The sequence below is a fragment of the Vibrio sp. Vb0888 genome (genome assembly GCF_033338835.1).
Lineage (GTDB): Bacteria > Pseudomonadota > Gammaproteobacteria > Enterobacterales > Vibrionaceae > Vibrio > Vibrio alginolyticus.
This window is the reverse complement of record NZ_JAWOTL010000027.1, coordinates 1-26,638: the sequence shown is the minus strand read 5'-3', so window position 1 is coordinate 26,638 and position 26,638 is coordinate 1. Positions and strand designations below refer to the sequence as shown.

Below are 26,638 nucleotides of genomic sequence, written 5' to 3'. Positions count from 1 at the left end.
AACCCTCTGGATTACTTGAACTGTTTTAGGAAACGAAGATCGTTCTCGAAGAACGCACGTAGGTCGTTCACGCCGTAACGAAGCATTGTTAGACGCTCAACACCCATACCGAATGCGAAACCAGAGTATTTTTCAGGATCGATACCTACGCTACGTAGCACGTTCGGGTGAACCATACCGCAGCCTAGTACTTCTAACCATTTACCGTTTTTGCCTTTCACGTCTACTTCAGCTGAAGGCTCAGTGAATGGGAAGTAAGATGGACGGAAACGTACTTCTACTTCTTCTTCGAAGAAGTTACATAGGAAATCGTGCAGGATGCCTTTCAGCTGAGCAAAGTTTACGTCCTCATCAACCAGCATGCCTTCCACTTGGTGGAACATTGGCGTGTGCGTTTGGTCGTAGTCGTTACGGTATACACGGCCTGGTGCGATGAAACGGAATGGTGGTTTACCATTTTCCATCGTACGGATCTGTACGCCTGACGTATGAGTACGAAGCATCAAGTCTGGGTTGAAGAAGAAAGTATCGTGGTCAGTACGCGCTGGGTGATCAGCTGCGATGTTTAGCGCATCGAAGTTGTGGAATGCATCTTCGATCTCTGGGCCAGCCTCGGTGTTAAAACCAAGTTCGCCAAAGAACTTCTCAATACGCTCTACAGTACGAGTTACTGGGTGTAAACCACCGTTTTCAATACGACGACCTGGTAGTGTTACGTCGATTGTTTCTGCTGCTAGTTTCGCTTCAAGCTCAGCACGTTGTAGTGCATCTTTACGAGCTGCGATAGCTTGCTGAACTACGCCTTTCGCTTTATTTATCTCTTGACCAGCTTCACGGCGTTCTTCTGGTGGTAGTTTGCCTAGGCTTTGAAGTTGAGCAGTTAGCTCACCTTTTTTACCCAGATACTGAACACGCACTTCATCAAGTGCGACTAGCGATTCGGCAGCTTCAATTGCAGTGCTCGCGCTAGCAATGATCTCTTCTAGATGTTGCATCGTTTCCTCATCTACCTGTAGGTAGTGTCCATAAGGGAGTGATTGGTTTTTTGATAGCTGTACATAGTAGCCAAACCGGGCACCAATGCCAAATTGAATTACGAAAAGAAGAGGTTATTGAATAAAAAGAGCACAAAAACGTCAAAAATGTCATCTTTAGTTAATCTGCCGTTTAGTTGTGCCCTTTTGTTTTAGAAATAGTATTGAATAGATAGCTCGATAAAATCGTCATCTCTAGCGAAGTAGAGCAAATCATTTGGTGTTTCATTTTTAAACAACCAAGCATCAATTTGCCACTTAACGTGATTCGATATTCGGCTCGATGCTTCTAACTTAGCATTGTAAACATCATCGTTATCTAAATCCTTCGTAATTCCCGTCAATACTTCCGTTCCGTCCTCATCATTGAGCGCCCAACGAATACCTGCAAACACATCATTTTGACCGATAGTTTGTGCGTTGTTCCCACGACTGTCATAGAGGTACTCACCAATAACCCCCACATCCCAAACCGTGTCAAATGCACCGACGAAGGTATACTCAAAGCCCGTCACAAGACCGACATGATTATCAGCACTATCTCGATAAATACTTTCCAGTTTCCATAACCAATCGCCAACGATTCCTTGCACATCCAGACCGACATGACTCATCAGAGCGTAGTAAGGCTTTAATTCTCCGTACTCAAAACGAAAGTAAGGATCCCGGTTTGTTCCATATAAATAGCTCAGGCCTACGTCCCAATCGCCAAGCATTTTCGAATATCGAAAAGCCACATCTACGTGCTTCTCTTCTCTGCTTGATTCATAGATAGCATCATCAGAGACAACGGGGTCGGTTCGCAAGCGGCCATCTGTACCCGCAAACGTTCGTTCCCTAAAGTAAGGTAACAACATTGCGTGGACGGTGCCCCAGTCTTTGAAAGAGGTAAAATGTAACATCGGCTGACCGAGTTTATCTTCACCATCGACGGCTTCAATGGCATCTGTTTGGTTTACTACATCAACTAAATGGGCTGATTCAGTCACTCCCCAAAAGACCTTACTAATCCCAACTCGAAGCTCATAATCATCCCAATAAGTCAGATAAAGTGCCTCTCGTATGTCACCATGACTTCGCTCATCGTCTAGACCATCCAGACGATAGAAAGGTGTGAAAGTAAAGTTTGCATCACCATTTTGCATCTCCCAGTAAAATTCTGGCTGCAAAACCAATGACGTTTGCGCTTTGCTCTGACCCTGAGAGCCCGTTTTAAAAAACTGACGATGCTCAATATTGACTTGTCCTGCGAGCTCGACGGCAGTCAGAGGCATCGAGTAAAAAAAGGCTGCTGCACTAAGCAACAACCCAACATTTAATCGCTTCATTTTTCCTCCACTACCTCACTCGCTTCAACACATTCTTATGAAAGTCATTTTCTTGTAATCCAGTGTTAAAACGCATTTCGCTAGTCGTTAGCTCAGTACTTTTTCCTGTTTGATGGTTTGTCATCGCCATAGTGTGCGCTCGCCAATATTGGTTGAGATATTGCTTGTAATCGGAAAAAGAAAGCGTTTTTAACAAAGAGCCTTTGCGGTCGTAAAACTCAACTTTAAGTGGACGATAATGCGCTTTATCTAACCACACCGTTTGCTTGGTATAACCTGAGTTCTTATCGGTCGGAATTTGCTCTACGACGAAAACATCTTGCCCGTTTATGCTGTCATCTTTTAGGTAGTTGAAACGGTATTTTTCAATCTCAAAGGAACTGAGATCCTCATACGCGAATTCACTGCCCATAAAAGGACCTGATTTGTTACGCGAGGAAATACGTTTCACACGTTTCAGTGCAGGAAGGTAAAGCCATTGGTCATCGGCACCCACCGTATGAGAATGGTTGAGAAACGCCGTGCCTTTTACATCTCTCGGTTCATCAAATATCGTGAGCCCTTTGTCACCATCGCCATCAACTTCAAGTGATTGTAAGCGCATTAAACGTGTGCTGCTTTCTCCTTGCGCGTTTCGCAGAATCATTTGCATCGTAGCAACAGAATCCCCCCACCCTTCATCACGGGCTTTGCGCTCTTGGGCAATTTCTAGTCCTTTGGCTTCATCCGCCAACACCGCATGACTCATAATAAGCGAGACAGAAAGTACTGATACTTTTAAGGCATTTTTTACTAAATTCATGTTCAATCCTTTAATTCGTTATGACTGAGTAACAGTCTTGGTTTGAGAGTCAGTTGATTTAAGCTTATTTCGGCGCTCTACCTCGTCGTAAACGCCTTTGTCAAACAACATCAGTAGAGTCGGTAGAAAGATGAAATCCACAACAAGAGCAATGAAGATAACAATGGCACTCAACTGTCCCATATCGGCATTTAAGCGGAAGCTCGACATCGCCAGAACAGAGAAACCAGCAACAAGCACGACCGTCGTAATCCAAAGCGCGCGCCCCACGGTGCGAAAGGCGTAGCGAACCGCTTGCTCCGCACTGTGGCCATCTTTACGAGCGTGTTGATATTTAGAAAGAAAGTGAACGGCGTCATCGACAACAACACCAAGCGTTAATGTCACAACGACAGACAATCCCAAGTTAATCTCGCCAGAAACCAGCGCCCAAATACCAAAACCAATAAGCGCAGGAGCAATATTCGGGACAAGACTAATTAAGCCAAGCTTGAACGAACGCAAGGCAAAGATCAGTAATGCAGAGATTAAGACAAGAGTAATGGGCAAGGTTGACAGCATGCTGGCCATATTCGTTTCACCAATATGCGCAAACATCAATGAAGGACTAGACGCAACAACATCATATTGAGGCGCGTTTTCGTTAAACCATTGGTAAATGCGATTTTCCAAATCAACAAGCTCGACGCTGCCCAAGTTCTCCACGGTGAGAACCATCTTGATCGACGACTTATCTACATTGATTTGGTTGTTCAAATCTAAACCATACGGTAGTGACATTTCATAAAGCAGCAGATATTGAGCCGCTAATTCTCTGTCTTGAGGGAGCGAGTAATAAGCCTGCTCATCTCCATGCATGTTCTTGTTTAAGCGCTTATAAACATCGCTCAAGGTCGCAACATGGTCCGTTTCTGGCTGCAACCTTAGCCAGTCAGTAAATTTACCCACGGAATTGAGAAAATTAGGATCGGCAATGCCCTGCGATTCGTTAGTTTTTATCGCGATACTGATGTTCGCCATGCCACTGATTCGCTCTTCCATAAAATCAGCCGCTCGGCGAAATTCATTGCTATGGCCAAAGTACTCGACGGATTCATCATTGACTTTGTTCAGCGGAATCAAGCTCGCACTCGCGACAATAACAAGCACCGACAACGGCAATAACGCATGTCGCTTTGACACCACGAAATCTCCTAAATGATCCATAAAGTGCTTTCTTTCATCAGAAGTATCCGACTTCACCGTAACCGGAAGGATATTAAGCAAGGCGGGAAGTAACGTGATGGAAAGGAAACAAGCAACCATGACGCCAAGGGCTGATAGGTTGCCGAAATCTCTCAGGATTGGAGAATCCGACATATTCATCATTAAAAAGCCGATCGCGGTGGTAATGGAGGTAATCAAGATAGGCATGAAATTGAGCGCAATACTTCGCTCAATAGAGTGGGCTTTACTAAAGCCGTTTTGCATAGACTGACGCATTGTCGCGATGATGTGTACACAGTCTGCGACGGCAAGCGTCATCACCAAGGTAGGCACATTAACGGTCGCCGTGCTTAAGAACATACCAGCCCATCCTGACAAGCCCATTGTAACCATAACCGAGCCGATAATAACGATGAGCGTCGCGATGACGCTAAGCAATGAGCGCAACATGATGGTCAGAAACACCAATATCACTAGTAACATAGTAGGCACTAATGTTGCGCTATCATCTTGGGCTGCGGTCATAAACGCGTAGTTCATTGCAATAATACCAGCCTTGTGGAATTCCGTGTCTGGGTACACTTGCTGATAACGCTCAATCATTCCGTTTATGTAAGCAACCACCTCTTGTACTTCAGCAGTTTTATCTATTTCAGGAAGTTGGACCGTAATGTTTACGACCGTGACATCTCCTTTTTCAGAAATCAGTGAACTTTTCAAAACCGGCTCACTCAACGCAATACTTTTGACTTTCTCTATTCGTTGAGGTGTCAATTCATATTCGCTATACAGTAAATCTTCGACAAGAAGATCATCTTCAAACGCTTCGGTATGCTGGTAGTTGGCGAGGGAATCAACGCGGGTCGAGTATGGAACTTGCCACGCCTCGTCAGTGATCTGCTGAATAAGAGATAATGTGCTAGGAGTAAAAACAGTGCCGCTCTTTGGCGCTATAACCAAAGCAAGACTGTCAGATTTTGCAAAGGTGGTTTGAATTTCATCAAACGCAAGTAACTGCTCATTTGTTCCATCAAAGAAGATGTCGTAATCTCCTCTAAAGTAAAGATTTTTTCCTCCAATAGTTGCTATGACAATCAATAAAACGGTAGCAAGCATCACCAATACACTGTAATTCGTTGGTAGCTTACCCCACCCTGAACGGGCGTATTGTTGAACGTTGTGATGTGGCATCACACTCTCCTTTTGTGACGTTTCGTCAAATTTAAAAACTAAAAAAACAGCAAATGCTGTAAATAACCAGACAAACTCGACATGCAAACTTTAGATCGAATGAATTTGGCTACATAAGTTAGGTTTTTGTAACTTCCTATGCTTCTCGTGATCATTGGCTGAACGCCAACCTTCGAGATTTAATGACGACTCGTCACAATAGTGCGATAAAAAAGCCAACCATAACGTCAGATTGGCCTTTCCAGTTTATTAGCGATTCACTGACTCTAAATAAGCAAGCTCTTCACTAAATAATTCCTGCTCCACTCGACGCCAGGTTTTACGGTAGTCCCATTCTGTAGATAAAGGCGACCAACCTAAACCATCAAGTAACATATTCGCGTTGTGCAGTACTGAGAATGGGTCCTGAATTCGCTGAATACATCGACTGTTCGATGCATTTTGCGCCAAAGCGTTTGAACCGAATGCAATAGACCAGTTGGCGAATACAATAGCATCAGAACCAATTGCGGGAGAAAACTTAAGATCACCACATTCTACCGCATTGTTCACCAGCGCATCAGCACCATCTATTACTTGTTCTTCCAAGTTATTCAGTTCATTTACACGTTTAGGCGAAGCCTTCTCTAGAACCCAAGGCGTCTTTGCAACAATCGCACAGGTTGATAGTACTGGCTCCATACGAGCGTAAATACGATAACCTACATGCATCGCAATGATTTTTTCTCTGGTATTACCATTAAATTTGGCGGTACGTTCGAAAAATATTGCTTCGCTTTTCAGCGAATGAATACAAAGCGCAAGAATCACATCTTCTTTGCTGCAAAAATGATTGTAGATCGTCCCTTTAGAATAAGGGCTTGACGCTGTAAGCTTGTCCATCGTTAAGTTGGCAAAGCCTTGCTCTTGAACTAAAGACTTAGCCAATTGAATAAGCTCTATCTCACGATCAGCAATCGCCTGTTGCTTTTTTGTTAGCCCTGAAGACACACGACATCCGTCTTGCTTGCTATATTTTTTACAGCGAAAGTTAAACATAATCCTCTGATCCGTATACCAACACACTCCCAATAATTGTAACACGATTCTTTAATACGGGAACGCAACTAAAGTTGACGAACCGTCATAAATGACACTTCGTCATAATAGATCAAAAAACAAACATTTCAAGTATGAATTTATAATTAGAAGATAAATAGCTACCAATTATGCATACCCAAGTAGCTACAGGATGCTTGGTTCAACGAGAATGGTTTCTTTGTATAGGAAGCGAGAGAGGCTTTGGGAGGAACAACGAAGGAAATCAGCATGTTAAAAATAACGAAAGTAGATGCTGAACAGGTATTATTCGAAATAAGCCCAAAACACTTTAAATCTGAATTAAGAGCAAACACCGCTGAATGCCCTACTTACAAAGTATTTGCTGTCTTAGGCTTTTTCTTTTGCAACGCCCTTTCAGAAACTCTCTTCAAAAAAGGCTCAAAATCTATATAGATAGGCTTGGCTTATCACCTGCAGATGCGATGGCATAACGAATATCATCAATAAATCGCCCCTCTGTCTCAATAATGCCGTCAGAGAATGTGACTGGCTGATGTGGCCCAGCAAGTAGAACAATATTAGTAAAATCAGAGACATTAAAGTTCTCTGCTACAACATTTTTGGAATGAAAATCGATGACGGTCTTTGCGACTTGATCTTCCAGTAACAAAAGCTGTTCTTCGGTAATTTTCATACGCGCCAAAGCAACGCGAACACACTTATCGTGGGTAGTCGTCTGCTCTTTTATGATTTCGGTATATTTGTCGTTGAGCTTGGAGTTCTCTGCATAGCTATAATATAAAGGTCCGTGCAGCGTTATATTTTTATCTTCATCAACGTAAACGAGATCCAACAACTCTAATGCTTTTAAGTAATCAGACATGCTCTGCTCAGACAAGTCATACTTTTTCTTTAAAATAGAATAACCATCTTTACCTCGTAGCATTCTCAATTCACGATAAAAGTCGTAAAGGTGAGGGAATTGAAAGAATACCTCATCCTGCGTACGACTAAAGTAATCCTCGTCTTCACCTTGCAATTGATTTGCGAGCTTTTGTAGTTCATCTAACGTGCAATCAACCGCTCTACAATATTCCAGCAACTTATCTAAAGCGAGATTCGTGCTTGTAAGATGTCTCTTAAAGGTAGATAGTGGCATACCCATTTTCTCAGATAGCTCTCGATATGTTAGCCCTTTTGTTTTAATCGCTTGGCGTAATGCGGCTAGCAAGTATTCGGGAGTCAGATCTCTCATCTACAATTCCTTTTGGCAATGTTACAGCTGTATAGTATTTGTAACAATTTAGAACCGCTTGGCAAGGTATAAGTTCATATTTTTATAAGAAAAACATGAATTAATATACTGAAAGGAGAATTCACACAACAAATGAAAAATTCAATATGAATTCAATTTCATTATAGATATAAAATAATATGCAAAATAAAAGTAAAGCAATCACTCTAAATTGTCGTGATTAATTTTAATAGTAACGTAAAGTTGAGAATATAAACCTATTCGCTCTGCAAAAATCTAGAATAATTAACCTAAAAGGAACAGAACGGTAAATGCATAATAATTCACCGCTCTCTATTAGCATTTTTGCAATGCTATTCAAGTAGACTAGTCCGCTAGTTTCACTGCAGTACCAAATGCCAAAATTTCCGAAGAACCATCTACGATTGAGCTTGTGGTAAATCGAATCCCTACAATTGCATCGGCACCTTTAGATTCAGCGTCCGCCACCATGCGCTGTATAGCAATATCACGCGCGTCGGTCATCATTTCCGTGTAACCACGAATTTCGCCGCCAACAATGCTCTTAATACCCGCCATGAGGTCACGGCCAATATGCTTTGATTGAACAACATTACCAGTTACAACCCCTCTGATTTCAGAGATCTGCTTGCCAGGAATGCTTTCGGTCGTTGTGTAGATCATTTTTAATCCCTTATAAACGTAAAAATTTATACCCAAGCTACCTTATAACTAACATAAGATGCTAACCAATAAATTGAGAAGACTGATAAACAATACTCTAAATAGCCAAGCTAAAAGTCATTTGGGTATAAATTTTAGCAATAAAAAAGGAGAGCTAATGCTCTCCTTCTCTTAATCCTAAACTGCTAATTAAAGAGCAGCTTTCGCTTTTTCAACTAGAACTGCAAATGCAGCTTTGTCGAATACTGCGATGTCCGCAAGGATCTTACGGTCGATCTCGATAGATGCTTTCTTAAGACCGTTGATGAAACGGCTGTAAGATAGACCATTTTGACGAGATGCCGCATTGATACGTGCAATCCATAGTTGACGGAATTGACGTTTCTTAGCGCGACGGTCACGGTAAGCGTATTGACCAGCTTTAGTAACTGCTTGGAAAGCTACGCGGTAAACGCGTGAACGCGCACCGTAGTAACCTTTAGCTTGTTTTAGAACTTTCTTATGACGTGCACGAGCTTGTACACCACGTTTTACGCGAGGCATTATGCTTCTCCTAAACTAAACGATTGATAACTAAAAAGAATTAAGCGTATGGCAACATACGGATTACTGCAGCCACTTCACATTTTGGAAGGATTGCATTCGGACGTAGTTGACGCTTGTTCTTAGTAGTACGCTTAGTCAGGATGTGACGTTTTGTAGCGTGCTTGTACTTAATACCACCAGCAGTTTTCTTAAAACGCTTAGCAGCACCTTTGTTGGTTTTCATCTTAGGCATGATGAATAACTCCGCATTGAGTAGGTTTAATAAACAACGTAATTAGGGCGAACAAAACCCAGCCATATGCCTTTATATAAAGGAAAGCGGCTAGGTTTTAATTACTTGATGAGCCGTTAATTACTTCTTTTTAGGGGCTAGCACCATGATCATCTGGCGACCTTCAATCTTCTTAGGGAAAGATTCAACTACAGCAATTTCTGCAGTATCTTCCTTAAGACGATTTAGAACGTCAACACCGATGTCTTGGTGTGCCATCTCTCGGCCACGGAAGCGAATTGTTACTTTCACTTTGTTGCCTTCTTCAAGGAAACGCGTCAGGTTGCGTAGTTTTACCTGATAGTCTCCAATATCAGTTCCAGGACGGAATTTTACTTCCTTGATCTGGACCTGCTTTTGCTTCTTCTTCTGCTCTTTAGCAGTTTTGCTCTTCTCGAAGAGGAACTTACCATAGTCCATCACACGACAAACAGGTGGCTCGGCGTTAGGACTGATCTCAACGAGATCCATACCAGCTTCTTCAGCAGCTGCAATGGCTTCTTGAATCGATACAACACCAACTGATTCACCGTCAGCGCCTGTTAGTCGAACTTCACGAATACCACGAATTTCACCGTTGATACGGTGCGGGTTTTGTTTTACCGGCTGTTGGCCACGTCTTCCGCCTTTAATAGCTTATTCCTCCAGATTGAGCTTACGGCTAGAGATCTCGTCTTGGATGTATGCAATAAAATCATCCACTTTAAATTTACCAAGATCTTTACCTTTACGAGTACGCACTGCAATTTCGCCAGCTTCCATTTCTTGGTCACCAACAACAAGCATATACGGTACACGCTTCAAAGTATGTTCGCGGATTTTAAAGCCAATCTTCTCATTTCTCAAGTCCGCTTTAGCTCTAATTCCACTTTTTTGTAGTTTTTGTACTATTTCTTGAACATAACCTGACTGTTTATCAGTAATGTTCATAAGAACTGCTTGTTCTGGCGCCAACCAAGTTGGGAAGAAACCAGCATATTCTTCGATAAGGATACCGATGAAGCGCTCTAGTGAACCTAGAATCGCACGGTGAATCATTACCGGTACAAGACGTTCATTGTTTTCACCTACATAAGTTGCACCTAAGCGACCTGGTAGGTTGAAGTCTAGCTGGACAGTACCACACTGCCACGCACGGTCTAGACAATCGTATAGTGTGAATTCAATCTTAGGACCGTAGAACGCACCCTCGCCTTCTTGAATTTCGTATGGGATATCCATCGATTCAAGAGACTGCTTCAATGCTTCTTCAGATTGATCCCAGATTTCATCTGAACCTACACGTTTCTCTGGACGAGTAGACAGTTTCACTACGATGTTGTCGAAACCAAATGTTTGGTACGTATCGTACACCATCTTGATACAGTTTGTTACTTCTTCTTGAATTTGGCTCTCAGTACAGAAAATGTGAGCGTCATCCTGAGTAAAGCCACGTACACGCATAATACCGTGTAGTGCACCAGATGGTTCGTTACGGTGACATGAGCCAAACTCAGCCATACGTAGCGGTAGGTCGCGGTACGATTTTAGACCTTGGTTGAAGATCTGTACGTGACCTGGACAGTTCATTGGCTTAATCGCGTATTCACGGTTCTCAGAAGAAGTTGTGAACATTGCATCAGCGTATTTGTCCCAGTGCCCAGAGCGTTCCCAAAGAACACGGTCCATCATAAGTGGACCTTTCACTTCTTGGTAACCGTACTCATCTAGCTTAGCGCGGATGAATACTTCTAGATCACGGAAGATAGACCAACCATTGTGATGCCAGAACACCATACCCGGTGCTTCTTGCTGCATGTGGAATAGGTCTAGTTGCTTACCAATCTTACGGTGATCACGCTTCGCCGCTTCTTCTAGGCGAGTTAGGTGCGCTTTCAGTGCTTTCTTGTCGTGGAAAGCCGTACCGTAGATACGTTGAAGCATTTTGTTGTCGCTGTTACCACGCCAGTAGGCACCTGCAACATTCAGCAAAGTGAAGTGTTGACAGAAGCTCATGTTAGGAACGTGAGGACCACGACACATGTCGATGTATTCTTCATGGTGGTAAAGGCCTGGACGATCATCACGAGATACGTTTTCGTCTAGGATTTCCACTTTGTATGGTTCGCCACGTGATTCAAACGTATCACGCGCTTCCTGCCAGCTTACTTTTTTCTTAACCACTTCGTACTTGGTTTTCGCTAGCTCTTTCATACGCTTTTCAATCTTTTCAAGATCTTCTTGCGTTAGAGATTCGTCTAGGTCGATATCGTAGTAGAAGCCATTGTCGATGGTTGGACCGATCGCCATTTTAGCTTGAGGGTAAAGCTGCTTAAGAGCGTGACCAAGAAGGTGAGCACAAGAGTGACGAACGATTTCTAGACCGTCTACTTCATCTTTAACTGTGATGATTTCAAGGCTTGCGTCTTCTTCAATTAGATCACACGCATCAACGCGGTTACCGTTTACACGACCAGCGATAGTTGCTTTTGCAAGACCAGGACCGATCGATTGCGCAACTTCCATAGTAGAAACTGGGTTGTCAAATTGACGCTGACTGCCGTCAGGAAGAGTAATAATAGGCATGCTATGTCCTTTACAGTGGTGTTGCACACCAAGCAACACATGTTATTCAAATTAGAAGCTATTTGTTGAAAATAGTTGAGAGTCAATAAAGGCCTCTCGGTAACACGAATACCGGACCGTTATCGAAAATGGGATTGTACCTAGCTCACATTTAGAATGCAAAGCGCGATTTTGTTTTGTCATAAGAACTTAACCGCAGACCCGTCACGACAATCTGATCATGCTTTTAAGGGACCAACGGAATTGCCCCTCAATGAACTTACACAACAAATTACAATATCGCCTATTACGTGTGAACCGATACAAAGCCTAACACGCTGGGCGAGAGCTCAACGTGCGATTTAGGTATATAGTTGTTTTATAGAGTAGTTTGCATGTAGGTATTCATCATGGTCTATTTCAAATCGCGCTTTATGGTGCTTCTAAGCACCTCGATATGTTCTTTGCAAGCCTTCGCATCAAATGACTTGTATGGCCCGCTGCGTTCTTACGCACAATCCCCAATGCAAGTGGTTAGTCACACCAACATACTACGTTCAGGGCACAGTCTGCCCTCTGGTTTTGTCGAAGCCTATGGTTCGGGAACCGTGGCAAGTGTTTGGGCTCATACTGATGAATACGCACTGGATTATTACCACAATCAAATCGAATTAGGCAGCAAATGGCAAGTCAGCAACCGTTGGCAGTGGGAGCTCAACTATCGATGGGTCTTTGCCGCTGACAACCATTTAGATGGACTGACGAAAAGCTTCCATAAACTTTTCGGTATCGGACAAAATGGGCGGGATAAAGTAGACAGAGATCGTTTTTACATTTCAATGCCGCAATATGATGTGCTTGAAGATGATTTCGAAGGACAAACACTGGCCAATAACCTATCTACTTACTTACAGTATCAAGTGTTCCAAAATGAACATCACGGCCTATCGATTGGCGGCAGTTTGTATTTTAACGATGTGGCTCACGGCACTTTTCAAGGTAGCAGTTTCGAGCAAGGCTTCCAATTAAACTACAGCTACTTAAGTGATGCTCATGCATTTTATTCGATGATTGGCATGACTTTTCGCTCGGATGACCGTGCCTTGCTCGATCTGCCCTATCGACATAATACGATTGCCATTGCGGGTGGGTACCGTTATGCCTTAGAAGATAACCATCACCTGATGTTGGAATATCATTGGTATCAAGGCTCAACAGAAGGGCCCACAGAGTTTGCTGATGCCTCTAATGAACTGGTATTGGGCTATCGATATCTAATGGAAAATTCAGCGCTTGAGTTTTTAGCCGTAGAGAACGCAAGAAACATGGATAACAGTACCGATATCGCTTTCACAATAGGATATCGGTACATATTTTCATCAAGTTGATGAGAGCTATAGATTTAGCGTTGGTGTAACTGCGGCAGCGACTTGAGCATCGGTTGCATTGATCGGCAACGTAAACGAGCGATATTGGTCACCAGCCAAGCTGAGCGAACGGTCAATCTCTGCCAAACAATGCATGACCTGCCCTTCCAGAATAAAAGAGAGCTCAATTTCTTTTGATGAGATAAAGCCGCTGTTACGGAACTCTAGCTCTTGATAAATACCAGAGCGAGAGGCAAACGAGCCACCGCGCAAAAAGCCTTTTTCAACATCGGCTTTAACCATAGTGAAGCCAGCTTGCTCGATCGCTTGAATAACCCGAGATGCTACTGGTAGTGGTTTCACTTCAATATAGTCACGGTCACGCGGGTCAATCGCAAAATCAATATCTAACGTCGTCTCGACCCAAACATGACATTGATTCTTAAGTGCGCTAACCGCAGTAATTGGCGTTTCATCATGCAGTTTTAGCTCAAACGGAACCTGCTTTTCTTCATTAGGTTGAATCACAAAAGGGTCAACTGCTTTCAATTGATCAATAGTGAAGGTTTGGTAACTTACGCTATCATCCACTTCGACTTTCATTTCCGTGTTCAATTTAATCGTAATAGCATCAATTTGTTGTTCGACGTCTCCGCCTTTGATATGAACATGCCCTTTCAGCGTCGCTCCTTGAAACACGCTCATTTCGTCCAAAGTGGTATCTACTTTTGCAGAGCCGATCCCCAGTGATGCTTTCAATTTTTTAAACATACTTTTCCTTTTTTAGCGATTTTTCTTCTAATAATCGTTTGTTTACACAATTGTTTTCTGCTGTGCAAGCAATAGACCACAAGAAAATGTTTGAATTCAATCATCAATCCAAATAATGCTCAGCAGCAAGAGTCATTCAGCTCTGCAATAGGATTGCTCGGTCACTAAGCGGTACATTCGTCGAGAAATGTTTGCAATTTGTACCTAAATTAAGCAGTATTTGTATAGTCAAATAAAGGAAAATGATTATGTCTGCACCACTCTACATTCAAATTAAACAATTTATCCTGGATAAAATTGATGCCGGAGAGTGGGTAGTTGGTCATCGCATCGCCACCGAGATTGAGCTTACCGAGCAATTTGGTGTCAGTAGAATGACAGTGAACAAAGCAATTCGGGATTTAGTAAATGAGGGCCGATTACAACGTCGCCCACGCTTAGGCACGTTCGTGTGTGATCCTGGTGAAAAGTCAGAATCTCCCCTGCTAGACATTCGAAACATTGCCGAAGAAGTCAGCGATAGAGGGCGAAAGTATGGCAGTAAAGTGCTCAAACAGATTGCTATAAAAGCAGATGACAACATTGCGACAAAACTCGGCGTTATGTTAGGCACGACAGTGTTTTACAGTGAAATTATTCACTATGAAGACCAAACGCCGATTCAATTGGAGCTCCGCTGGGTGAATAGCCAATATGCGCCGAGTTATTTAAATCAAGACTTCACACAAATCACTCCAAATCAATACCTGTCAGATAATTGCCCACTCAGCGCGATAGAACATACTGTAGAGGCAATTGTGCCTGAAAGCCGTATTAAGCAAGACTTAAAAATGCAAGCCAATGAACCTTGCCTTCTCTTGAATCGCAGAACGTGGAGCCAAGATAAGTTAGTCAGTACCGCCCTACTTTATCACCCTGGTAACAAATATAAGCTGAGCTCAAAAGTGCTCATTTAAGGACAAGATTTATCCTCTAGATCTACGTTTTGATCACATTTTAGCAACATCAATCTTGTCAGTGTTCTTATTTTGCTCTATTTATTTGTATATACATTTAATGATACAAATAAACACAGGGACACAAACATGGATTTGCTGATTGAAAACGCACGTCTAGTTACCATGCAATCGGGAGAATGCGGATACCTTCCAACGCCTCCAGCGCGCATTGGTATTCAATCTGGAAAAATCGTTGCGATCAGTACCTGTGCCATTGGTGAAGACGCACCGCAAACCGAGTCTCTGTTGTCTGCCCAACATTACCCTCAGAGTATCGATCTTCAAGGCCAGTTAGTTCTGCCAGGTTTGATCGACTGCCACACTCATCTTATTTACGCGGGCAATCGTGCCAACGAATTTGAAATGCGCTTAAACGGCGTGCCATATCAAGAAATTTCCAAACAAGGCGGCGGGATTCTCTCAACGGTACATGCGACACGCTCTGCAACCGAAGCACAACTAGTTGAGTTAGCGTTACCACGTTTAGATGGGTTACTCGCGAGTGGCGTCACTTCTGTCGAGGTGAAATCTGGCTATGGATTGACACTGAATGATGAAATAAAAATGCTCCGTGCCGCCAAAATGCTAGAGCAAGAGCGCAAAGTTAAAATCACGACTACACTTCTCGCCGCTCACGCTATTCCGCCAGAGTTTCAAGGTCGTGCAGATGATTATATTGAGCACATTTGTCAGGACATAATCCCTGTTGTCGCAAAGGAAGAATTAGCTACGAGTGTCGATATTTTTTGTGAATCGATTGGTTTCAATCTTGAACAAACAGAAAAAGTGTTTGTAGCTGCAAAACGCCACGGCTTAAAGGTTAAAGGGCATACTGAGCAACTTTCTAATCTCGGTGGTACAGCCCTCACTGCGCAATACAACGGTCTGTCAGCGGATCACATCGAGTTTTTAGATGAGCAAGGTGTTAAAGCACTTGCTCGATCAAACACCGTCGCCACTCTATTGCCTGGCGCTTTTTATTTTCTAAGAGAAACTCAGTTACCACCGATTGAGTTGTTGAGAGAGCATAACGTGCCGATGGCAATTGCTACGGACGTCAACCCAGGTACATCACCATTTTCTGATCTCACACTCATGCTGAATATGGCGTGCACGCTATTTCGCCTTACACCGCAAGAAGCACTGCGTGGTGTAACGCAACATGCAGCCAAAGCTCTGGGTTATCAAAACTCACGTGGCGAAATCAAAGTAGGGTTTGATGCGGACTTCTCTATATGGGATATCGAAAGCCCTGCGGATTTAAGCTATCAAGTCGGAGCAAAACGTCTGGTAGGTCGTATAGTAAATGGTGAATACATTTCACACGGAGGCCAATAATATGTCTCAATTCGACCTACACTCTCCCCTATTTCATTGGCAAGGCCGTCATGATGCCGAGGACGGCAAGCTTGGTCAGCGAATTCATCACGTTGTTCAACGCCAAAAAGCAGATGAGTTGAGTGCCGTTGCGCATGGCGTCTCATTACTCGGTTTTGCTACCGACGCTGGCGTTGCGCGAAACAAAGGACGCATTGGCGCGAAAAAAGCGCCAGACTTAATCCGACGAGCACTCGCTAATTTAGCATGGCACCAAGACGCCCCACTATATGACTTAGGTACTGTGGTGTGTGAAGACGACTTACTGGAAGAGAGCCAAGCTCTATGTGCAGCAACCATTTCAAGCGCACTGCCCCATACGCCAGTCATCGTGCTGGGTGGTGGGCATGAGATTGCGTGGGCCTCCTTTTCCGGCTTAGCGGGGTATTTTAAAGAGCACTATCCAGAGAAGAAACCTAAAATCGGCATTATCAATTTCGATGCGCATTTCGATTTGCGCGCATTTGAGAGTAACCTCGCCGACATAAGACCAAGCTCTGGTACACCCTTCAACCAAATTCATCATTTTTGTCAACGTAACGATTGGGACTTTCATTACGCTTGTATTGGTGTAAGCCGTAGTAGCAACACTAAAGCGCTATTTGAAAAAGCAGATGCGTTAAATGTTTGGTATGTAGAGGACAATCAGCTCTGCTACTTAAACCACAGTTATCACTTAACTCAGCTTCAGCATTTTATTGACGACTGTGACTACCTCTATTTGACCATTGATCTAGATGTATTTCCTGCCGCAACCGCACCTGGAGTCAGCGCACCAGCAGCTCGGGGAGTGAGTTACGACACTATTGCACCCTTTTTAGAGCGAATTCTTCATTACAAAAATAAGCTAATGCTGGCTGATATCGCCGAATACAACCCAAATTATGACGTCGATAGTCAAACTGCACGATTAGCTGCCCGTTTGTGTTGGGATATCGCCAACGCGATGGCGGAAAAACAGCACAAACCATAATGCATCCCAGATGCCACTGATTATTACGACCAAGCAAGTACTTGGTCATCACGAGAAACTAAAGGAGTCTGAAATGACACAGCGCCAGGGACAAGATCCACGACTTGATACAAGCAGAACAATTCGTGCACCTCACGGAGATAAACTGCGCGCAAAATCTTGGCTAACCGAAGCCCCTCTTCGTATGCTGATGAACAACCTTGATCCTGATGTTGCAGAACATCCACATTCACTGGTTGTATATGGCGGCATTGGCCGAGCAGCGCGAAACTGGGAATGTTACGACAAGATTGTTGAAGTACTTGAAAGACTCGAAGATGACCAAACGCTTTTAGTTCAATCAGGCAAGCCTGTTGGTGTTTTCCCTACTCATAAAAATGCCCCACGCGTGCTTATCGCAAACTCAAACCTTGTTCCGCATTGGGCAAACTGGGAACACTTCAACGAGCTAGATAAACAAGGCTTGATGATGTACGGCCAAATGACCGCTGGCAGCTGGATATACATTGGATCGCAAGGTATCGTACAAGGCACATACGAAACGTTCGTATCTGTTGCAAAAAAACACTTTGACGGTGAAGCAAAGGGCCGTTGGATTCTAACAGGTGGTCTCGGTGGCATGGGTGGTGCTCAACCTCTCGCTGGTACAATGGCGGGCTTCTCCATGATTGCAGTAGAGTGTGATGAATCACGTATCGATTACCGCCTACGTACAGGCTATGTCGATAAGAAAGCGACTTCTTTAGATGAAGCGCTAGCTATCATTAAAGAGTCAGACACACCAATATCGGTTGGCCTACTAGGTAATGCAGCAGACGTTTTCTCTGAGCTGGTAGAACGTAATATCACGCCTGATGTCGTAACAGACCAAACGTCTGCACACGACCCGCTCAATGGCTATTTACCACAAGGCTGGAGCATGTCTCACGCAGCAGAAATGCGTTTGCAAGATGAAGCAATGGTCGTAAAAGCCGCGAAAAAATCCATGGCTGTGCAAGTTCAAGCGATGTTAGAGCTGCAAAATCGCGGCGCCGCAACACTCGACTATGGCAACAACATCCGCCAGATGGCCTTGGAAGAAGGCATAGAAAACGCATTTGATTTCCCTGGCTTCGTTCCAGCCTACATTCGTCCTCTATTCTGTGAAGGTATCGGTCCTTTCCGTTGGGCTGCTCTCTCTGGCGATCCTGAGGACATTTATAAAACCGACCAAAAAGTAAAAGAGCTAATTCCAGATAATCCGCACTTACATAACTGGCTAGATATGGCTCGCGAACGCATCCAGTTCCAAGGTTTACCTGCGCGTATTTGCTGGGTTGGTCTTAAAGATCGTGAGCGTCTTGGTCAAGCATTCAACGAAATGGTGAAAAATGGCGAACTTAAGGCGCCCGTTGTCATTGGTCGAGACCACTTAGACTCTGGCTCTGTAGCAAGCCCGAACCGTGAAACCGAAGGTATGATGGACGGTTCTGACGCCGTATCAGACTGGCCATTATTAAACGCGCTACTCAACACGGCGGGCGGCGCAACTTGGGTTTCACTACACCACGGTGGTGGCGTAGGTATGGGCTTCTCGCAACACTCAGGTATGGTTATCTGCTGTGACGGCAGTGAAGATGCCTCAGAACGTATTGCCCGCGTGCTGCATAACGACCCAGCAACAGGCGTGATGCGTCATGCTGATGCGGGATACGATATCGCTAAACAATGTGCAGCAGAGCAAGGGCTAGATTTGCCAATGCTCAACGAAGAACTGAAGAAGCTCAAGTAAGGATGAAAGAGATGTTAAATTTAACGCTAAAGCCAGGTCATATTAGCTTAAACGAACTACGCCAAGTGAGCCGTTCACCAGTCAACCTTACTTTGGATCCTGAAGCCATTCCGGCCATTGAAGAAAGCACACAGGTCGTAGACCGAGTCATCGCGGAAGATCGAACGGTTTACGGAATTAACACTGGTTTTGGGCTATTGGCTAACACACGAATAGCACCAGAAGATTTAGAAACACTGCAACGCAGTATCGTTCTCTCTCATGCGGCAGGTATCGGTGAGTTTATGTCAGATGAAACGGTTCGTCTGATGATGGTATTAAAAATCAATAGTCTGTCTCGTGGCTTTTCTGGGATTCGCCTAAAAGTCATTAATATGCTGACCGACCTAGTCAACGCACAAGTTTACCCTTGCGTACCTAAAAAGGGCTCTGTTGGCGCATCAGGTGACTTAGCTCCTCTAGCCCATATGAGCACAGTATTACTGGGAGAAGGACAAGCTCGCCACAACGGTAATATCATTTCCGGGCAAGAAGCTTTAAAAATCGCAGGTCTAGAGCCTATCACTCTGGCGCCAAAAGAAGGCTTAGCGCTACTAAATGGGACTCAGGCATCCACAGCGTTCGCATTGGAAGGCCTGTTTATCGCGGAAGACCTTTTCGCGTCAGCAACCGTTTGTGGTGCAATGTCTGTTGAAGCCGCTCTCGGCAGCCGACGTCCATTCGATCCGCGCATTCACCGTGTACGTGGTCATCGCAGCCAAATGGACGCAGCACTCGCATACCGTCATTTGTTAGACACATCGAGTGAAATAGGTGATTCGCACACTAACTGTGAAAAAGTACAAGACCCGTATTCTTTGCGCTGTCAGCCTCAAGTGATGGGTGCGTGTTTACAGCAAATCCGCAATGCGGCGGAAGTACTACAAGTAGAAGCGAACTCCGTATCAGATAATCCGTTGGTGTTTGCTGAAGATGGTGACATCATCTCTGGCGGTAACTTCCACGCGGAGCCTGTTGCAATGGCAGCCGACAACCTAGCACTTGCGATTGCCGAGATCGGCAGCTTGTCTGAACGTCGTATGGCATTACTTATCGATAGCGCGCTATCAAAACTGCCACCGTTCTTAGTCGACAATGGTGGTGTGAACTCTGGTTTCATGATCGCTCAGGTGACCTCTGCTGCGTTAGCAAGTGAAAACAAAACGCTCGCTCACCCAGCGTCAGTAGACAGCTTGCCAACATCTGCAAACCAAGAAGATCACGTGTCAATGGCAACATTCGCGGCTCGCAGATTGAAAGAAATGGGCGAAAACACTCGCGGTATTCTGGCTGTCGAGTACCTCTCAGCAGCACAAGGCCTAGACTTTAGAGCGCCAAACAAGTCCTCTGAGCGTATTGAGATTGCGAAACAAATGTTGCGTGAAAAAGTATCGTTCTACGATAAAGATCGCTACTTTGCTCCAGACATTGAACAGGCAAACACTCTGCTTAAGCTGGCTATCCACAACACGCTCATGCCAGAGAGCTTGTTACCCAGTGTTCAATAATTAAGCATAACTGGCATTTCACCGAATAAAAAGATGATGAATTGAAGGCTCTACGTTCTGCGTGGAGCCTTTTTATATACGATTAAACATATTGATGGCACTATTTATGAACACCTGTCTACTTTGATGGCTATACTTTACAAGATAGGCGAGCGAAAAGGTCGTTGTTTATTGTTTTAACAAATAAAAGCGTTGCTAAAGTATGCGTTTTTAACGGTTTATCCGCCGAAATAGTGTCTTATTGTTAGGATACGGTGAAGTTTTCACTGGATGGACCATTGCTACGCAGATATTCGCATATAATCCCACACAGTTTTGGTTACTACGTAAAAATTATGTTTCTAACACCTTATTTTTCAAACACTAATCACCAGTTTCAGTTCACTCGCGAACAAGCAAGCCACTTTGCAAAACGTGTCGCAGGTGACTACAACCCAATTCATGATGAAGACAACAAACGCTTTTGTGTCCCTGGGGATTTACTTTTCGCTGTGCTTCTTAGTAAAGAAGGCGTTAGCCAAAAGATGCGTTTTAACTTCTCTGGCATGGTAAACGATGGTGTAGCACTTCATATTGAAAATAAGTGTGACAAAGAAAGCGCTGTTGTTGACGAGGCAGGTAAAGAATACTTACACATGTCCCGTGAAGGTGAAACTAACCACGATCCGGCATTTATTGAGCATGTAGTGACAAATTACGTGCAATTTTCTGGTATGAACTTCCCCCACATCATGGTTCCTCTTATGGAAGAGAAGCAAATGATGATTAACTGCCAGCGTCCATTAGTTATTTATGAAAGCATGGAAGTCGAATTTTCACGCTTAGACCTTACGCATCCAGAGGTGGATTTCACTGGCGCAACATTCGACGTAGAAGGAAAACGAGGTGTAGTCACCTTAAACTTTGCGTTCAAAGAAGACGGTGAAGTCGTTGGTAAAGGTATTAAGCGCATGGTTGCAAGTGGCTTGAAGCCATATGACCAAGAAGCGGTTGACGACCTTGTACGCCGCTTTAATGAACGTAAGGATGCATTCCTAGCAAAGTTCGTTAAGGCAGCCTAGTCGACTGCCCTATCAGAAGCGCACAAAAAACGTGTTTACTAAAAGAAAGCCCAACGTCGACCGTTGGGCTTTCTTTTTATGTCTCATCCAAACAAAACTAAACGCAATGCTTAGAGCCAACGACGAACATGGTTTTTATAATCCACATACTCTTCACCAAACAATCGCTCTAAAACGCGTTCCTCAGGCTTGATTTGAAACCGATTCATATAACTGACAAATATCACGCCACAAAGCACCACACTCAAGTGCTGCCACCACAAACCAGTTGCTATGATTAGAAGCAATAATGCCGTGTACATAGGGTTGCGTGAAAAGGCAAACACACCAGTTCTTACAACAGAAGATGCCGCTTCAGGTTTTACTGGGTTCACTGTGGTTTTTACTTTGCGAAATTCATACACGCCAGCAATGCCCATGTAGCCAGACAACAAAGTTAATACACCTACTACAAATTCAACAAAGGGGACTCGAATGTTCATGCTCGGCGTCAAAACTTTAAGTCCGTACATCAAAAGTATGACTAGCAAAAACACCGCAACAGGTGGGACTTTGAGTTCAAGTTTTCTCAAGATTCATATCCTTTGAAAGGGTCTAAGTACGGTTTCTAAAAAGCCCAGTAAAACTGGGCTTGATTTAGTCCGATTACAACAAAGTTAACAATGCCTGAACGGGATGCTTGGGCTTCGTTCCTTCAAAGCGTTTCACTTGGCTGCGGCAAGAATAGCCTGTAATCAAACATCTCTCGCTATCCAACTTATCTAAGCTTGGCTTCCAGCTTAAATTGTAAATGTCTTTCGACATCGACAACTTATCAACCTCATGACCAAACGTACCCGCCATACCACAACAACCAACAGGTACCGTATTCAAAACTGCACCAAAGTGAGCAAAAATAGCGCCCCACTCTTTTTCCGCATTTGGCATTTTGGTTTTTTCAGTACAGTGCGCAAACAGATACCAAGGTTCCTGCGCCTTATGCTCTCCGCTTTCAAACGCTTCTAGTCTTGGGTAAAGCCATTCGTGGGCTGTTAGTACATCGAAATTACCTCGCTTACTGCCAAGCACTTCAGCGTATTCATCTCGATAACACAGCACCAAAGCAGGATCGACGCCAACTAATGGAATATCCAGATCCGCTACCATCGCCAAGAACTTCGCTGTGTCGGCTGCTGTGTCCTTAAACTGACGTAAAAACCCTTTAATGTGTTGTGCTTTACCATTCGGCTTAAACGGCAGAAGCACCGGATTCATACCCAGCTTTTTCAATAACTTAACGAAGTCTTCAACGACATCAGCGTCGTAGTAACTAGTGAATGGGTCTTGAACAATTAAAACATGCTTGCTCTTTTCAGACGAAGACAAACCACTGAGCGCTTGCAGATCATAAGGCGTTGTCAGCGACTCTACTCGTTGTTTCAAGGTGGGTACTGATAACAACGGCGCATCGACATACCCGACCGTAGATGCCGTTAAACTTTTCACCCACGACTGCTTCAAAACACCATTTACGACACCTGGCGCTTTCGCCATCATCGGCAGCATAGTCTCAATGTTCGCAACCAGATAGTCTTTTGCAGGACGTTGGTAACGAGAGTGATAGATGTTTAAAAAGCGCGAGCGAAAGCTCGGAACATCGACTTTAATCGGACACTGACTCGCACACGCTTTACACGCCAAACAACCATTCATCGCTTCATACACTTCGTGAGAGAAGTCATACTCGTGACGACGATTGATAGAATGACGTACGCGGTCAATCATGGTTTTGATTGATGTTTTGTTTTCTAGTGTTTGTTTTTCTAAGTCAAGAATATCAATGCCTTGCTCAGTAAGCTGACGCAACCACTCACGAACCAAACCTGCACGACCTTTTGGTGAATGACGACGATCGGCTGTTACTTTCATCGATGGACACATTGGCGAGCTGGTATCATAGTTAAAACACAAACCGTTACCGTTACATTCCATCGCTTGTTTAAAGCTGTCACGTACTTGAACGTCAATCTGACGGTCATAGTAACCACGTTTGGTATCGGTAACTTTGACAAGCTCTGCATCACTATCCAGCGGTGTACAGATTTTGCCCGGGTTCATTTTGTTGTGTGGATCGAATGCCGCTTTCACACGTCTCAGTTCAGTAAACAACTCGTCGCCGAAAAACTCAGGGCCATATTCTGAACGGAAACCTTTGCCGTGTTCACCCCACATCAAACCACCGTATTTCGCCACCAGCTTGACCACTTCATCAGACACTTCGTGCATCAATGCTTCTTGGTGCGGGTCACACAAATCCAACGCAGGACGTACGTGAAGCACCCCAGCATCGACGTGACCAAACATGCCGTAATTCAGAGACTTGCTGTCTAACAGTTCTCGAAACTCTACAATAAAGTCCGCCAGGTTTTCTGGTGGCACACAGGTATCTTCAGCGAATGCGACCGGTTTAGCACGACCTTTTGCTGCGCCTAACAAACCCACCGCTTTTTTACGCATGTTGTAAATACGCCCAATGCTCGCTACATCGTTACAAACTTGGTAGCCGATAATGCCCGCTTCTTCTGTTTCCAACATGGTATCGAGCTTGGCGGTCAACGCTGCAACCTGAGCAGCAACTTCCTCTTCGTCCTGACCTGCGTATTCCACCATATTGATGCCAAGCATCTCTTTATTTGGAACATCGGTAAGTAAATCGCTCACGGTGTGCCAAACGATATCTTGCTTCGCGAGATTAAGCACTTTTGAGTCAACGGTTTCTACAGACAGCGCTTTCGCTTCTACCATAAACGGTGCATTACGCAGTGCAGAATCAAAGCTGTTGTATTTAACGTTAACCAACGTACGCGCTTTCGGAATTGGCGTCAGGTTCAGCTTTGCTTCGGTAATAAATGCCAATGAACCTTCCGCGCCGCAAAGTACTCGTGTGATATCGAAACGGTCACCGTCTTCATTCAAGGCATTTTTTAAATCGTAGCCCGTTAAAAAGCGGTTAAGAGGAGGAAACTTATCTACGATCTGCTGGCGTTTTTCACGACATACGAATTCCGTTACACGTAGCGCCTTGGCAGCAAACTCGTCTTCTTTTGGGTAGCCGTTGGACAGGTCTGATTCTAAAACTGAGCCATCAGCAAACACCGCTTGTAGCGACAAAACATGATCGGATGTTTTTCCGTATTTCAGAGAACCTTGACCAGAAGCATCGGTGTTGACCATGCCGCCAATCGTTGCACGGTTACTGGTAGATAAGTCTGGAGAGAAGAAGTAGCCATAAGGGCGAACTGCGTCATTTAACTGGTCTTTCACTACACCAGTTTGTACACGAACCCAGCCTTCTTTCTCATTAATCTCAAGCACTTTGTTCATGTGGCGAGACATATCCACCACAATACCTTTGGTTAGCGACTGACCATTGGTCCCCGTGCCGCCACCACGAGGTGAAAAGGTAATTCGTTCGTACTTTTCTTTATTGCTCAGTTTCCCGAGGAGAGAAACATCTTCTGTCGTTTTGGGATGAACGACAGACTGAGGAAGTTGCTGGTAAACACTGTTGTCAGTGGCAACCGCTAGTCGACTTGAATATTGGCTTTCGATATCACCAGTGAATCCGGCGTGCTCAAGCTCTTTCAGAAAACTAAGAACAAGAGGATCGACATCAGTTTGCGAGTGTAATCTTGGTAACATTTGCTTCCTGCCCCTACGACGCTGATCCGATCAGCTGCGGGTTGTGTAATTATTTGCTCACTTCTCATACAAATTGGCGCTAAGCGAAAAAAAACACCACAAAAGAGTTAGTGAAGTAATATTCTTTGAATTTCGTCACTTTACAACATTTAAAAAGACGAGCAAATCAGAATCTCGATACAATAATTAAACTTATGCTTTATTTTTTCACGCTTGATGCCTTACATTGGGGAACGAATCGCGTTTCTAGATGAGTTTTCAGAATGAAAAAAAATAAAATTGTGACCACTGAAGATATCCTTCTCAAACTTTGCCAGTCTGTTTCTGGCGTACTTACTTCGGCGACATCTTCTCAAGTAAATTATTCAGCAATGGTGCAAAAAATCCACAAGACTAGCCTCAAACCAGATTTTGGCTGTTTTGTTCTGTTTGATGGCGGATTTACCGGGCTAGTTGTGATTAATTTTACGGCAAAAGCCGCACTGGAGATCTACACCAACTACATGCGTAATATGGGCATGCCAGAAGAAGAACTGGCAATATCTCATACTTCTGACGAGGTAGGCGATGTTCTGGGTGAACTCATGAATCAACTGGTCGGAGACTTCACTAATAAAATTCGTAAAGACCTGCAAACGAACATCACACAAAACCAACCAAAAATGCTGGCGCTGAATAAGCAAGTTATCTTACAAGTTGATACCAACCTTGACCGCCCTCAAGCGCGCAGAGTGACGTTCTCCACCGAAAACAACAATATTTTCTATCTCGAACTAGCAATGGATAAAACTGAGTTCATCCAACTGGAAGAGTTTGAAGTTGCTGAAGACGAAAACCCAGACGACATTTTAGAGGCAACACGTAAACAGTTGGCTGAGAAAGAATCTAAATCGTCGGGATCAAACGATGATGCCGATGACTTGCTCAACCAGCTCGGGTTGTAATTCTAACGAATCTTAATGAAGAATGGCTTCTTAGACACAAGTACGACTTCATACTGATTACAACGAACTAAAACGCCAGCCTCGCTTAATGCGAGGCTTCTTTTTATGTGCTGAAATTATCTTCAGTCCCACCTTGTATTTCGTTTTTATGTCAAAAAAGGTAATATGTCTGACTTCATAAATTTTCTGCTTTCGTTACTGGTTGTCGATGGATAAACAAAAAGCTCTGAAAAAAATCGCCAAGTG

The 26,638-nt window shown here is 44.0% G+C and carries 23 protein-coding genes; 9 read left to right on the top strand and 14 right to left on the bottom strand.

Features of this window, described 5'->3' with window-relative positions:
• Window positions 1-11 precede the first annotated feature (11 nt).
• From pheS to R7P72_RS21995, 5 genes are all read right to left on the bottom strand, one after another.
• Window positions 12-995 (bottom strand): phenylalanine--tRNA ligase subunit alpha, encoded by a 984-nt coding sequence (gene pheS, locus R7P72_RS22015; protein WP_005377904.1) that lies wholly within the window; start codon window positions 993-995, stop codon window positions 12-14.
• Between the two features lie 191 nt (window positions 996-1,186).
• A complete protein-coding gene (locus R7P72_RS22010) occupies window positions 1,187-2,362 on the bottom strand; it encodes a hypothetical protein (RefSeq protein ID WP_005377906.1) in 1,176 nt (391 codons plus the stop codon).
• Window positions 2,363-2,372: 10 nt separating this feature from the next.
• Window positions 2,373-3,164, bottom strand: a complete 792-nt coding sequence (locus R7P72_RS22005; protein ID WP_005377908.1) for an outer membrane lipoprotein-sorting protein — start codon at window positions 3,162-3,164, stop codon at window positions 2,373-2,375.
• 18 nt (window positions 3,165-3,182) lie between these two features.
• A complete protein-coding gene (locus R7P72_RS22000; protein WP_005377910.1) occupies window positions 3,183-5,561 on the bottom strand; it encodes an efflux RND transporter permease subunit in 2,379 nt (792 codons plus the stop codon).
• 249 nt (window positions 5,562-5,810) lie between these two features.
• A complete protein-coding gene (locus tag R7P72_RS21995; RefSeq protein ID WP_005377913.1) occupies window positions 5,811-6,599 on the bottom strand; it encodes a TetR/AcrR family transcriptional regulator in 789 nt (262 codons plus the stop codon).
• A 270-nt stretch (window positions 6,600-6,869) separates the two neighbouring features.
• Here R7P72_RS21995 and R7P72_RS21990 point away from each other — a divergent pair, with 270 nt between their 5' ends.
• On the top strand, window positions 6,870-7,055 hold the full coding sequence (locus R7P72_RS21990) for a hypothetical protein (protein WP_005377915.1): 186 nt from the start codon (window positions 6,870-6,872) through the stop codon (window positions 7,053-7,055).
• Here the strand turns inward: R7P72_RS21990 and R7P72_RS21985 are convergent.
• The 6 genes from R7P72_RS21985 to thrS form a co-directional block, all read right to left on the bottom strand.
• Window positions 7,048-7,857, bottom strand: a complete 810-nt coding sequence (locus R7P72_RS21985) for a helix-turn-helix domain-containing protein (RefSeq protein WP_005377917.1) — start codon at window positions 7,855-7,857, stop codon at window positions 7,048-7,050. The two genes, R7P72_RS21990 and R7P72_RS21985, sit on opposite strands and share 8 nt — an antisense overlap.
• 366 nt (window positions 7,858-8,223) lie before the next feature.
• A complete protein-coding gene (locus R7P72_RS21980; RefSeq protein ID WP_005377919.1) occupies window positions 8,224-8,541 on the bottom strand; it encodes a heavy metal-binding domain-containing protein in 318 nt (105 codons plus the stop codon).
• A gap of 189 nt (window positions 8,542-8,730) precedes the next feature.
• Entirely contained in the window at window positions 8,731-9,084 is a 354-nt protein-coding gene (rplT, locus tag R7P72_RS21975) for a 50S ribosomal protein L20 (protein WP_004727974.1), read from the bottom strand.
• Window positions 9,085-9,124: 40 nt separating this feature from the next.
• Entirely contained in the window at window positions 9,125-9,319 is a 195-nt protein-coding gene (rpmI, locus tag R7P72_RS21970; protein ID WP_005377932.1) for a 50S ribosomal protein L35, read from the bottom strand.
• 120 nt (window positions 9,320-9,439) lie between these two features.
• Window positions 9,440-9,991 (bottom strand): translation initiation factor IF-3, encoded by a 552-nt coding sequence (infC, locus tag R7P72_RS21965; RefSeq protein WP_080276913.1) that lies wholly within the window; start codon window positions 9,989-9,991, stop codon window positions 9,440-9,442.
• Between the two features lie 3 nt (window positions 9,992-9,994).
• Window positions 9,995-11,923 carry a threonine--tRNA ligase gene (gene thrS / locus R7P72_RS21960; protein ID WP_005395892.1) on the bottom strand — a complete coding sequence of 643 codons (1,929 nt, stop codon included), beginning with the start codon at window positions 11,921-11,923 and terminating at the stop codon, window positions 9,995-9,997.
• Between the two features lie 389 nt (window positions 11,924-12,312).
• Here thrS and R7P72_RS21955 point away from each other — a divergent pair, with 389 nt between their 5' ends.
• Window positions 12,313-13,290 (top strand): DUF3187 family protein, encoded by a 978-nt coding sequence (locus R7P72_RS21955; RefSeq protein WP_005377942.1) that lies wholly within the window; start codon window positions 12,313-12,315, stop codon window positions 13,288-13,290.
• A gap of 6 nt (window positions 13,291-13,296) precedes the next feature.
• Here the strand turns inward: R7P72_RS21955 and R7P72_RS21950 are convergent, their stop codons facing one another.
• The gene (locus R7P72_RS21950) at window positions 13,297-14,040 is read right to left on the bottom strand and encodes a sporulation protein (protein ID WP_213896030.1); all 744 of its coding nucleotides are present in this window, start codon (window positions 14,038-14,040) and stop codon (window positions 13,297-13,299) included.
• Between the two features lie 248 nt (window positions 14,041-14,288).
• Here R7P72_RS21950 and hutC point away from each other — a divergent pair, with 248 nt between their 5' ends.
• From hutC to R7P72_RS21920, 6 genes are all read left to right on the top strand, one after another.
• Window positions 14,289-14,996, top strand: coding sequence for a histidine utilization repressor (hutC, locus tag R7P72_RS21945; RefSeq protein WP_005385493.1), 708 nt, complete (start codon window positions 14,289-14,291; stop codon window positions 14,994-14,996).
• Between the two features lie 129 nt (window positions 14,997-15,125).
• Entirely contained in the window at window positions 15,126-16,376 is a 1,251-nt protein-coding gene (gene hutI / locus R7P72_RS21940; RefSeq protein WP_158159626.1) for an imidazolonepropionase, read from the top strand.
• Window position 16,377: 1 nt separating this feature from the next.
• Window positions 16,378-17,388 (top strand): formimidoylglutamase, encoded by a 1,011-nt coding sequence (gene hutG / locus R7P72_RS21935; protein WP_005377946.1) that lies wholly within the window; start codon window positions 16,378-16,380, stop codon window positions 17,386-17,388.
• Between the two features lie 73 nt (window positions 17,389-17,461).
• Complete coding sequence (gene hutU / locus R7P72_RS21930) at window positions 17,462-19,159, top strand: urocanate hydratase (RefSeq protein WP_176310896.1); 1,698 nt, start codon at window positions 17,462-17,464, stop codon at window positions 19,157-19,159.
• A gap of 11 nt (window positions 19,160-19,170) precedes the next feature.
• Window positions 19,171-20,706, top strand: coding sequence for a histidine ammonia-lyase (gene hutH / locus R7P72_RS21925; protein WP_017634855.1), 1,536 nt, complete (start codon window positions 19,171-19,173; stop codon window positions 20,704-20,706).
• A gap of 335 nt (window positions 20,707-21,041) precedes the next feature.
• Window positions 21,042-21,767, top strand: coding sequence for a DUF3581 domain-containing protein (locus R7P72_RS21920; protein WP_017821813.1), 726 nt, complete (start codon window positions 21,042-21,044; stop codon window positions 21,765-21,767).
• 110 nt (window positions 21,768-21,877) lie between these two features.
• Here the strand turns inward: R7P72_RS21920 and R7P72_RS21915 are convergent, their stop codons facing one another.
• Together R7P72_RS21915 and R7P72_RS21910 are read right to left on the bottom strand one after the other, a co-directional pair.
• Window positions 21,878-22,339, bottom strand: coding sequence for a methyltransferase family protein (locus R7P72_RS21915; protein WP_033905135.1), 462 nt, complete (start codon window positions 22,337-22,339; stop codon window positions 21,878-21,880).
• Between the two features lie 73 nt (window positions 22,340-22,412).
• Window positions 22,413-25,448 carry an FAD-binding and (Fe-S)-binding domain-containing protein gene (locus R7P72_RS21910; protein WP_213907085.1) on the bottom strand — a complete coding sequence of 1,012 codons (3,036 nt, stop codon included), beginning with the start codon at window positions 25,446-25,448 and terminating at the stop codon, window positions 22,413-22,415.
• A gap of 263 nt (window positions 25,449-25,711) precedes the next feature.
• On the opposite strand from R7P72_RS21910, the gene R7P72_RS21905 reads away from it, so the two are divergent.
• Complete coding sequence (locus R7P72_RS21905) at window positions 25,712-26,392, top strand: DUF3334 family protein (RefSeq protein ID WP_005388843.1); 681 nt, start codon at window positions 25,712-25,714, stop codon at window positions 26,390-26,392.
• The last annotated feature ends 246 nt before the right edge of the window (window positions 26,393-26,638 follow it).